This window comes from Actinophytocola xinjiangensis (genome assembly GCF_001921215.1).
Classification (GTDB): domain Bacteria; phylum Actinomycetota; class Actinomycetes; order Mycobacteriales; family Pseudonocardiaceae; genus Actinophytocola; species Actinophytocola xinjiangensis.
This window is the reverse complement of the sequence record NZ_MSIF01000006.1, coordinates 295,971-307,285: the sequence shown is the minus strand read 5'-3', so window position 1 is coordinate 307,285 and position 11,315 is coordinate 295,971. Positions and strand designations below refer to the sequence as shown.

The 11,315-nt window shown below is 71.5% G+C and carries 8 protein-coding genes; 5 read left to right on the top strand and 3 right to left on the bottom strand.

Translation table 11 applies throughout. The features are described from left to right. The 3 genes from BLA60_RS43300 to BLA60_RS15840 are packed head-to-tail and all read left to right on the top strand — an operon-like array spanning position 1 to position 4,858. The gene (locus BLA60_RS43300; protein WP_162292967.1) at positions 1 to 1,797 is read left to right on the top strand and encodes a right-handed parallel beta-helix repeat-containing protein; all 1,797 of its coding nucleotides are present in this window, start codon (positions 1 to 3) and stop codon (positions 1,795 to 1,797) included. A gap of 44 nt (positions 1,798 to 1,841) precedes the next feature. Then, positions 1,842 to 3,611: a fumarylacetoacetate hydrolase family protein gene (locus tag BLA60_RS44235; RefSeq protein WP_075133633.1), complete on the top strand. Its 1,770-nt coding sequence runs from the start codon at positions 1,842 to 1,844 to the stop codon at positions 3,609 to 3,611. Beyond that, positions 3,608 to 4,858: a sulfatase family protein gene (locus tag BLA60_RS15840; protein WP_075133632.1), complete on the top strand. Its 1,251-nt coding sequence runs from the start codon at positions 3,608 to 3,610 to the stop codon at positions 4,856 to 4,858. Before BLA60_RS44235 ends, BLA60_RS15840 begins: the two co-directional genes overlap by 4 nt. On the opposite strand, the gene BLA60_RS15835 is transcribed toward BLA60_RS15840, so the two are convergent. Both BLA60_RS15835 and BLA60_RS15830 read right to left on the bottom strand, forming a co-directional pair. After that, a complete protein-coding gene (locus BLA60_RS15835) occupies positions 4,845 to 5,375 on the bottom strand; it encodes a VanZ family protein (RefSeq protein WP_075133631.1) in 531 nt (176 codons plus the stop codon). The two genes, BLA60_RS15840 and BLA60_RS15835, sit on opposite strands and share 14 nt — an antisense overlap. 41 nt (positions 5,376 to 5,416) lie before the next feature. Continuing rightward, on the bottom strand, positions 5,417 to 6,649 hold the full coding sequence (locus BLA60_RS15830) for a serine hydrolase domain-containing protein (RefSeq protein ID WP_075133630.1): 1,233 nt from the start codon (positions 6,647 to 6,649) through the stop codon (positions 5,417 to 5,419). Positions 6,650 to 6,886: 237 nt separating this feature from the next. Between BLA60_RS15830 and BLA60_RS44830 the strand changes: the two genes are divergently transcribed. Next, positions 6,887 to 8,995, top strand: a complete 2,109-nt coding sequence (locus BLA60_RS44830) for a PKD domain-containing protein (RefSeq protein ID WP_075133629.1) — start codon at positions 6,887 to 6,889, stop codon at positions 8,993 to 8,995. A 73-nt stretch (positions 8,996 to 9,068) separates the two neighbouring features. Next, positions 9,069 to 10,445 carry a glutamate decarboxylase gene (gad, locus tag BLA60_RS15820; RefSeq protein WP_075133628.1) on the top strand — a complete coding sequence of 459 codons (1,377 nt, stop codon included), beginning with the start codon at positions 9,069 to 9,071 and terminating at the stop codon, positions 10,443 to 10,445. Positions 10,446 to 10,447: 2 nt separating this feature from the next. Here the strand turns inward: gad and ssuE are convergent, their stop codons facing one another. Next, a complete protein-coding gene (gene ssuE / locus BLA60_RS15815) occupies positions 10,448 to 11,005 on the bottom strand; it encodes an NADPH-dependent FMN reductase (protein WP_075133627.1) in 558 nt (185 codons plus the stop codon). Positions 11,006 to 11,315: the final 310 nt, after the last annotated feature.

Genomic DNA, 11,315 nt, shown 5'->3' with positions numbered 1-11,315 from the left:
GTGAACAGGCGCAATCTCATCCGTACCGCGGGCATCGCGGGAGTCACCACCGCGGCGCTGGGCGCCGCGGTCACCACGGCGGCCGCCGAGCCGGCCGCGGACCTGGCCGGCGCCACCACGCCCCAGGACTTCGGCGCCGTCGGCGACGGCGTCGCCGACGACACCGACGCGATCCAGCAGGCGATCGACGCCCAGTTGGACAAGGCCAACAAGATCGTCTACTTCCCGCCGGGCACCTACCGCACCACGCGCACGATCGTCATCCCGGACCGCGCCGGCGCCGGTGGCGGCGACTTCAACCGGATCGTGCTGGCCGGCGCCGGCACCATGGGCGTGCGGACCTCCATCATCCGTCCGGACTTCGACGGCACCGCGATCTTCCTGCGCGCCCCGCTGGCCGCCGTGCGCGGACTGTGCTTCGTCGTGGCCGCCAGCCTGAAGAACACCGTCGCCCTGCACATCGCCCGCGACCCGAAGGCGCCGACCCCGGGCACCGACGACATGGACCCGACGATCACCGAGTGCACGTTCATCGAGTTCTACACGGCGGTCAAGCACGTCGGCCGGGGCCTGGTGTTCACCAACAACCTGGTCGCCGTCGGGGACTTCGGCCTGGACATCTCCTGGCCGACCGAGGGCGTGGACGGCAGCGGCGTGCACCTGCTGCCCTACGGCATGCGCAAGTGGCTCATCGAGGGCAACCACTTCCACAGCATGGGCACGGCGATCGTCACCACCGGCGCGGACGCCCACCAGTTCCGGGGCGCGGTGATCGCCAACAACCTGCTCGACATCGGCCGGCGGCTGTTCGCCGGCGGGATCGTCAACTCGACGTTCTCCGGCAACGTGGTGGAGAACGGCAGCGGCCCGATCATCTCCATCTCCTCCGGCGGCACCAACCTGACGTTCACCGGCAACGTCCTGGGCGGCGCGCAACCGACCGGTGGTTCCCGGCCGCCGCACGCCATCGAGTTCCGCCCCGAGGTCGCCGCGCACGACATCACGGTCACCGGCAACTCGTTCAACTGGGTCCTCGGCTCGCCGGTGTACTTCGCGGCGGCGGCCTCGCGGGTCACGGTCACCGCGAACACGTTCGACAACTGGAACCTCGACGCCGAGGAGCGGTGGAGCGCGATCCGGGTCAACGGCGACGCCAGGGACCTGTCGGTGATGGGCAACGCGTTCGGCGCGAACACCGTCGCCGCCGCGCCGCCGGTGCGGGTGATCGGCGCCCTGTCGGGCTCCACGGTGATCGGCAACAGCTTCGACAACACCGCCGGGGTCCTGTACGCGGAGTCGGTCGGTGCCGACAACTACGTCGAGCGCCCCACGGCCGGGGCCAACCAGCACGAGCTGACGGCGGCCAAGAACGGCGCGCTGGTCGTGCGGGCCACCGCCAGCCCGGGGGTGGGCGCCGACGCCTACGGCAGTTTCGTCGCCGCCCGGGAGGGCGAGGGCGTGAAGGGCGGCGTGCGGGTGGTGCCGGCCAACGACAGCGGCGCGGCGGCCGTGGAGTTCCTGTGCTCCACCAACAGCTCCAACGGCGTCCCGGCGATGCGGGTGGACATCAACGGGCTCGTGCCCTCGGCCGACAACGTCCGCGACGTCGGTTCCGAGCAGCACCGGATCCGCACGGTCCACGCGCACACCCTGCGGCTGGCGACGGTGGCCGCCGGCGACCTGCCCGACCCGGAACCGGGAACGGTCGTGCTGGTGCGCGACAGGGCCGGTGCGTCGCTGGCGGTCGCCGACGGTTCCGGCTGGCGCCGGATGCCGCTGGGCGCACCGGTCAACTAGGCAGGTCAGCGAGGCAGGGTCAACCAGGCAGGGGAGGGATCGACGTGCGGCTCGCCAGTTTCGTCGCCGGGGGAACCGAGCGGTGGGGTTTCGTCGTGGACGACCCGGTCACCTCGGCGGCGTGGGTGCTCGAACCCGCGCGGGTCGCGGCGTTCCTCGCGGCCTACGCGTCGATCCCGTCCTCCGGGCCGGCCACCCGTCCCCGTCCGCCCGTGGACGGGTGGCCGCCCACGCTCGCCGGCTTCCTCGCCCTCGGCGACACCGCGCTGGCGGACCTGGCACGAGTGGCCGGTCAGGCCGCCCGGTTCGCCGCCAGGACGGACTCCACGATCGTGCCCGCGTGCGGATTCCCGGTGACCGAGGTCGAACTGCTGGCGCCGATCCCGAAGCCCCGGCTGTACTGGGGTCTGGTGACCAACGCGCCGTCGTTCGTGCGCAACAACGAGAAGACCCGGATCGTGAACCTGTTCCCGCTGGGCCACCAGCGTCCACAGGGCACGGCCGTCGGCGCCGGGGCGGCGGTGGTGTTCCGCGACGGCCACCACCGGCCGCTGATGGCCTACAACGTGGAGTTGGCGGTCGTGATCGGCACCGGCGGCCGGTACATCCCGCTGGAGCGGGCGATGGACCACGTCGCCGGGTACACCGTGGTCAACGACGTGTCCGGCACGTACTACTACGGCATCGTCCCCGGCAACGCCGGCACGGGCTACTCGCTGCCGCCCGGCCACGACGACTGGCTCTACCAGGCGACCGCGTCCTGGGGCGGGAAGAAGGCCGACACGATGGCCCCGATGGGCCCGTACCTGGTGACCGCCGACGAGGTCACCAACCCCTACGACCTGCTGATGTACACCCGCCAGTCCGGGCGTACCCGCGACCGCGCGCACAGCGGAGCGGCGATCCTGGGCATCGAGCGGGTGATCGCCTGGTATTCCTCGTTCGCCTCCCTGCACCCCGGCGACGTGATCCACTTCGCGACCATGGGCGTCGACGGCCTGCCGGTACCCGCCGCCGAACTGGAGCGTGGCACCTCGCTGGAGGTGTCGATCGAGGACGTCGGCACCCTGACCAACCCGGCCGTCGTCGCCACCGCCCCGGTCCCGCCGGCCGACCACCCGTCCTACGCGATCCGCGCGGCCGCCGCCGAACCGGCCCTGGAGTCCACACAGGACTGGACGGTGGCCTCGGTTCGACACTTCCTCACCTCCTACGGCAACCACGACCCCGAGGCGCTGTCGGTGCCGCGTTTCCTCAACGGCCCACCCAGCTCCCTCGGCCCCGGCGGCCAGGTGGAGATCCCGCCGCGCGCCACCGACCTCGTGGTGAGCGTCGAACTGGCGGTGGTCGTCCGGGCGCTGGTGACCGGGACCGGCGACCCGGACCTGGTCCTGGGCTACCTGCCGCTGGTCTCGGTGTGCGACCGCTCGTTCGCCGACGCCGTGGTGGAACCCGCGCGGGCCGGCGAACGCGGCATCGCCGCCATGTACGGTCGCTGGGCCGACGGCTTCAACATCGCCGCCACCCCCGTGCCGCTGCCCTCCCACGACTGGCGCGACCGCGAGATGACCCTGCGCGTGGGCGACCGCGAGATCCGCGCGTCGACCTCGGCCTACGTCGCCGGCCCCGACGAGCTGATCGGCGTCATCTCGGCGATGATCACCCTGTTCCCCGGCGACGTGATCACCCTCGGCGCCACCACCGCGCGCCTGGAGGTCACCCGGGAGGAGTACGCCGCCGGTGTCGTCGTCCACGGTGCCATCGACGGGCTGGGTGAGGCCAGCGCGACCCTGCGTCCCCGGGAGGGATCATGACCGACCGGCCACCGAACATCGTCCTGGTCGTGATGGACGACCTCGGCTACGGCGACCTCGGCTGCACCGGCAACACGATCCTGCGCACCCCGCGCATCGACTCCCTGGCCGAGCGCGGCGTGAACCTGCGCCACACCTACGCCGCGTCCTCGGTCTGCTCGCCCTCCCGCGCGGCGCTGATGACCGGCCGGTACCCGCAGCGCGTCGGCCTGCCCAAGGTCCTGTTCCCCCACGACGGCACCGGCCTGTCGACCTGGGAGTACACCCTGCCCCGGATGCTGCGCGACACCGGGTACCGCACGGCGATGTTCGGCAAGTGGCACCTGGGCTGCCGCCCCGAGCACCACCCGACCCGCCACGGCTTCGACGAGTACGCGGGCCTGCTGTACAGCAACGACATGCACCCGGTGGAGATGTTCGAGGGCGACCAGGTCACCGGTACCGACGTCGACCAGGCGACCCTGACCGGCGCCTACACCGACCACGCGATCGACTTCGTCCGCCGGCACGCCGACGAGCCGTTCTTCGTCTACCTCGCCCACACGATGCCGCACATCCCCCTGGCGGTGACCGACGAGTTCCGCGACCGATCGGCCGGCGGCCGCTACGGCGACGTGGTCGAGTGCCTGGACCACCACGTCGGCCGCCTGCTCGACACCCTCGACGAGGTCGGGGTCGCCGACAACACCCTGGTCATGGTGACCAGCGACAACGGCCCGTGGTTCGAGGGCAGTACCGGTGGGTTGCGCGGCAACAAGAACCACACCTACGAGGGCGGCGTCCGCGTCCCGTTCCTCGCCCGGTGGCCCGGCCGCATCCCCGAGGGCACGGTGTCCGACGTCCCGGTCTGCCTGTTCGACCTGCTGCCCACGCTGGCCGCCCTGACCGGTGGTTCGCTGCCGGCCGACCGCCCGATCGACGGCGTCGACGTGTCCGCCGTACTGACCGGGGGTTCGGTGTCCCGGCCGCTGTTCTTCTTCCACTGGTGGACGCTCAACGCCGTGCGGGAGGGGCCGTGGAAACTGCACCTGGACCGGCAGCCGCGCGACCCGACCCGGTCCCACGGCAAGGAGCTTCCCCAGCTGTTCAACCTGGAGCTTGACCCGGCGGAGACCTACGACCTGCGCCACGGCCAGCCGGAGGTCGTCGAGCACCTCACGGCGCTGGCCGAGGACTTCCTCGCCGAGATCACCGCCCAGCGGTCCACGGCCGAGGCCCGCGCCTGCGGCCGGATCACCGCGAGCTGACCCTCTCCGGTGCCCACCACCGTCGGGACACCAACGCGGCGACACCGGCCCCGGCGGCGTTGAGCAGCACGTCGTCCACCGAGGACACCCGGTCCAGGGCCAGGGTGTACTGGATGATCTCCACCGCCGCCGAGCCGGCCGCCGCGAGGGCCACGACCCGGGGGATCGAGGCCAGCGCGGCGAACCGCAGCGGCGCGAGGGCGCCGAAGGCGGCGAACACGAGCAGGTTGCCCACGATCTGCCGCACGGCCAGGACCGGTTCGTCGCCGACGATCGTGACGAGATCGACGAGGGGGACCAGACTCACCCGGCTGGTCGCCTCGTCGCCTCCGGGCAGCAGGATCATCCAGACCCATGGCACGGTTCCGTGGACGACGCCGACCTCGGCCACCGACCGCCGCCACGGGTGGTCCTCCCCGGCGCGGGTCCGCCGCCGGGCCAGGAGCGCGACGATGCCCGCCGCCAGCGGTAACGCGAGCACCGTGAGCAGGATGACGCCGGTGAAGGTGATGAGCAACGGTGGACTCCGTGGTGGGTGGGGATTTCGGGGATCACAACCTAGTCAGCCGGTCCCAGCACGGCCAGCCGCTCCCGGTCCAGGATCTCCTGCACCGGCAGGTTGTCGTAGTTGCTCAGCAGGACGCCGATCCACCCGGAACCCTGGTACAGGTTCCAGTTGGCGGTACTGCCGGGGTTCACCCCGCCCCGCCCGGTGACCCACTGCCCCTGCAGGATCTTCACCGGCACGGTGTAGCCCTTGAACGCGGGGTGGGCCGGCGGCGGGCCACCGTGCTTGCCGGAGTTCTGCGGCATCTTCGCCCCGGTCAGCAGGTCCGCGTACGGCTGGTCGAGCACCGTGCCCTCGCCCAGTGCCCGCGCGAACCGCACCAGGTCGGGGGCGGTGGCGAAACCGCCGTCCCCGGCGTGGTCGATGAAGTTCCGCCCGGGATTCTTCCCCGGTTCGAACGGATTCACCCCACCCTTGTCCAGGTTGCGTACGGCATCCACCCGGGTGCCGTCGTGCTGGATCATGTAGGAATGCGCGATGTGCGGATCGCTCAACCACTCGGGGCGTGTGAAGAATCCCGTTCCGGTCATTCCGCAGCGGTCGAAGACGTGTTCGGTGACGTAGTCCCAGTACGTCACCCCGGTGACGGCCTCCACGATCTGCGCGGCGATCGCCAGGCACGCCCCGGAGGTACCGGAATCGGTTCCCGGAACCCCCACCAGCGACACCTGCCGGGACCACTGCTCGTAGTGGGCGTGCACCTCCTCCCGGCTGTGGAACACCCGCTGGAGATCCTGCTCCGGGTGGCTCAGGCCCGAGGTGTCGGTCAGCAGGTGGTGGATGGTCACCTGGGCGGCCACGTCGGCGGGGAACCCGTCCAGGAAGTCGCCCACCACGTCGTGGAGCCGAAGGTGGCCACGCTGGGCCAGTTGCAGCACCGCCACCGCCACGAACGGTTTCACCGCCGACCCGAGATTCACCGCCACACCCTCGTGGTTGCGGATCCCGCGCTCCCGGTCGGCCATCCCGTAGCTGCGCGAGAGCACCGTGCGCCCCCGGTGGACCAGCATGACCACGCCGGAGAACCGGTCCTGCGCGGCCAGCCCGGCGATGTACCGGTCGTACGCTTCGCCGGGCATCGCGTCCGGCGGAACCGGATCGGCGGCGGCCGGTGCGGTGCCGATGCCGGTGCCGGTGCCGACGAGCGCGCCACCGGCCGCCACCGAGGCGGCACCGAGCAGGGAACGTCGTCGCCACCGAGGCGCGGAGTCGGAGTGGTTCACGGTTCTCCCGGGGGTTGGTCGGGCAGTGGGTCCGCCCAGCCAACCCGGCGCCCGGTTGCCCCGGCGTATCCGGATTTCGATAGGTTCGCGATAACTCCCTCGACCGGGTTATGACGTTCGTCATTGTTTGCTCCGGTCAGGTCGAGGAGTTCACTGAATTGTCGCAGTAACCAGGTGTTTCGGTTTTCCGATCTCCTTTCCAGGAGATTCTCGGCGACGATTCAGGGAAGTGACACGATGAGACGACGAACGTTCGTCGGATCAGGGCTGGCCGCCGTCACGGCGCTGGCCGTTCTCACCGGCACGGCGGTGGCCGTCGACGGCACCCTGCCGGGCGGCACCTCGATCTCGGTGACCATCGACAGCCCGGCCGACGAAACGGTGTTCCCCCAGGGGCCGGTGACGGTCACCGGCACGGCCTCGGTCGGGGCGGCGGCCGTGGTCAAGGACACCGCGCTGACCTACGTGATCGACGTGTCCGGCAGCACCGCGGCCAGTTGCGACGGGACGGCGCGCACGATCCTGCGGTGCGAGGTCGAGGCGTCGGCCGCGCTCAACACCCGCGCCGCCGAACCGACCTCGGTGATCGGATCGGTCGGCACCGTCGCGTTCGGATCGTCGGCAGCGGTGGCCGACATGCGGCCGACGGCGGGGGACCAGGTCCTCACCACCCCGGAGGCCGACCAGAACGCCAACGGCATCCGCGACGCCGAGGAGGTCTTCGGCTCGATGAGCCAGGGCCAGATCGGCCAGTTCACCCCCCGGACCATGCCGACCGGGACATTCTTCCCGGACGCGGTGGTCAAGGCCACGGCCGTCACCAACGCCCAGACCGAGTCCCGCAAGATCGTGGTGTTCCTCTCCGACGGGTTCTCCGCCGGTGACGTGAACCCCGCCCTGGACGACGTCCCGGCCAACGTCGACATCCACACCTTCGCCGTCGGCGGCGGGTCCGCGTGCGACGCCGGCGACTACAACGCCAGCCTGCAGGTGATCGCCGACCGCACCGGCGGCACCTGCACCCAGGTCGCCGACCCGGCGAACCTGCCCGACGTGCTGCCCGGCCTGCTGGAGTCCACTCTCACCGGCCTGACCGCCACCGTCGACGGCGGCGGCGCCGTCCCGGTGACCGACGTCAGCCCGGTGCCGCCGCAGACCGGCCCGGTGAACGTCACCTACTCGTTCACCACCGACCCGCTCACCTCCGGCCGCCACCGGATCTGCGTGACCGCCCGCGGCGAGGACCACGGCGGCCCCGGCCAGGTCACCGACTGCGTCGACGTGATCATCAACGACCCGCCGGAGGTCGACGCCGGTGGCCCGTACGCCGGCCAGGAGGGCACCCCGGTGCAGCTCGGCGGCCTGGTCACCGACCCGGACGGCCCGACCCTGACGACCGGGTGGACCGCCACCCCGGCCTCGGGCGTGGACCCCGGCGCGACCTGCTCCTTCGCCGACCCCGCCGCCCAGTCCACCACCGTGACCTGCACCGACGACGGCGTGTGGACGCTGGCCCTGAGCGCCGACGACAGCCTGCACCCCGACGTCGTGGCCACCACGTCGTTGACCCTGACCAACGTCGCCCCGCAGGTGAGCGTCTCGGCCCCCGACCAGGGCACCCTGGTCCTGCGCGGCACCCCGGTCGGGGTCACCGCGCCGTTCACCGACATCGCCACCAACGACACCCACACGTGCACGGTCGACTTCGACGACGGGTCGCCGGTCGTGGCCGGTGAGGTCACCCAGGGCGCCGGCTCCGGCAGTTGCGCGGCCACGCACACCTACACCGGCGTCGGCGCGCACCAGGTGCTGGTCACGGTCACCGACGACGACGGCGACGCGGCCACCGCCGTGGTGACGATCGTGTCCTACGTGCGGGCCGAGGCGTGGGCGATCAGCGCCAACGGCCTGATCACCGTGGCCAAGACCCCGCACGCCGAGTGCCCGCCGAACAGTGACCTGACCACCGCGACCCTCACCGTGCCCGGTCTGGCCACTGTCGAGGCGCTGCACGCCGAGTGCACGCGCAACGCCGACACCGGGCGCACCGACGCGGCGGCCGAGATCAGCGGCGCGAACCTGCTGGCCGGCGCGATCCGGATCTCCGACATCGAGACGCACTGCGTCGCCGACGAGAGCGGCCTGTCCGGCTCGTCGCGGGTCGGCACGATCAACGGCCGGCCCATCGGCACCCAGCCGGCGACGATCAGCATCCTCGGGGTGGCCACCGTCCACGTGAACCAGACCGTGACCACGCCCGCCGGGCAGCTGGCGCAGTACGCGGTCCGGGTGGTGACCCTGCTCGGCCAGGAGATCGTGCTGTCGGGCTGCCGGGTCGGCATCTGAGGCACGCCGCCCGCCCGCCACACGGGGACCGTGCCGTGTGGCGGGCGGGTCGCGGATGTGTTTGGTTTCGCTCATGTCGCTGCACCGCGTGGACCACGACCAGGCGAGCCCGTTCGAGGACATCTACGCCACCCCGCTGAGCGAACGGCCGCTGCCCCGGCGCCGGATGCCGCACCAGAGCAACGACCCGCAGGCGGTCTACCACCTGCTGCGCGACGAGCTGGAGCTGGACGGCAACGCCGCGCAGAACCTGGCCACCTTCTGCACCACGTGGGGCGACGACCAGATCCACCGGCTGATGGACCTGGGCCTGACCAAGAACATGATCGACAAGGACGAGTACCCGCAGACGGCGGAGATCGAGTCCCGGTGCGTGCACATGCTGGCCGACCTGTGGAACTGTCCGAACAGCGCGGACACCGTCGGCTGTTCGACCACCGGGTCGAGCGAGGCCGCGATGCTCGGCGGCCTGGCGATGAAGTGGAAGTGGCGCCAGCGCCGTGCGGCGGCGGGGAAGCCGACCGGGTCGCCGAACCTGGTGACCGGCCCGGTCCAGGTCTGCTGGGAGAAGTTCGCCCGGTACTTCGACGTGGAGCTGCGTCAGGTCCCGTTGCTGCCGGGGGCCACCGGCCTGCGCCCCGAACAGCTCCGCGAGCACGTCGACGAGAACACCATCGGCGTCGTCGGGATCCTCGGGGTGACCTTCACCTGCGACTACGAGCCGATCCGCGAGTTGTCCGCCGAGCTCGACGCCATCGAGCGCGACACCGGCCTGGACGTGCCGCTGCACGTGGACGCGGCCAGCGGCGGTTTCGTCGCGCCGTTCATCCAGTCGGACCTGGTGTGGGACTTCCGGGTGCCCCGGGTGTGCTCGATCAACGCGTCGGGCCACAAGTACGGCATGGCCCCGCTCGGTGTCGGCTGGGCCATCTGGCGAAGCGCCGCCGACCTGCCGGAGGACCTGGTCTTCCGGGTGAACTACCTGGGCGGCGACATGCCGACCTTCGCCCTCAACTTCTCCCGCCCCGGCGGGGAGATCATCGCCCAGTATTACCTGCTGCTGCGCCTGGGCCGCGAGGGCTACCGCAACGTCCACCAGGCCTGCGCCGACACGGCGGGACTGCTGGCCCAGCAGATCACCGAGATGGGCCCGTTCCACCTGCTCTACGACGGCCGGGGTGGCCTGCCCGCCGTCTCCTACACCCTCGCCGACCCGGCGACCACGCCGTTCACCCTCTACGACCTGTCCGACGAGCTCCGCACGCGCGGCTGGCAGGTCCCGGCCTACCCGTTGCCGCCCGCCCGCCAGGACACCGTGATCCACCGGATCCTCGTGCGCCATGGCGTCAGCGCCGACAAGGTCACCCTGCTCGCCGAGGACCTGCGACGCAGCGTGGACCGGCTCTCGGCCGGGGCGACCCGGTCACCGCAGGTCGCCTTCCACCACTGAGGTCAGCGCCGCACCCGCTCGCCGGCGGGCAGTGCCGTGACCAGTGCCGTGACCAGCCGCCCGATCGCCGCGTCGGCCAGGTCCCGCGCCTCGGGGGCCAGCACGGCGCCGTCGGCGATGCGGCGGATCTGCTTGTCCAGCAGGAAAAGTCCGGACACGACGTGCCGCGCGCCCAACGCCGTCAGTACCGGGGCCAGTACCTGGTCGACGGCCAACGCGTGGGCGGGCGCGGCGCCGGTGAGTACCGGCAGCACCGCCTTGCCGGCCAGGGCGTCGGCCGGCAGCAGGTCGAGGAAGGTCTTCAGCACGCCCGAGTAGGCCGCCTTGTACACCGGCGACCCGACGATCAGCCCGTCCGCCCCGGCGACGGCCGCGATCGCCTCGGCGATGGCCGGTGCCGAGGCGTCGGCGCCGAGCAACGCCTCGGCCGGCAACGCGCGCACGGGCAGCACCCGCACCTGGTGGCCGTCGGTCCGCAATCCGCTGGCGAGCGCCCCGAACAACGCGACGGTGCGCGAGGTCGCCGACGGGCTGCCCGCCAGCGCGATGATCAGGGACATGGAACCTCCTGGCCGCGGATCGTGGCTGTCGGCCCGATCGTGACCGGCCGACCACATCGCGGCAAGGGCTTCCGCAGTGTGGAATGTCGCTGGACGGCTGTGAAGGGAAACGGTTCCCGGGGAAACTGCGCACGCAGGAAGTGGCCGCGACCCGGGGGCGTGGACGAGTTTATGGGCCATGATCGTCCGCCGGCCCGCAGGTGCTCAACGATCGGGTTTCGCGGTAATCTGTTTGCTGATCTTTTTCCCGGTGTCCTGTCGTGCGATGTTTCGACGGGTTCTGGAGAGGGCGAGAAACAGGTGAACGAAC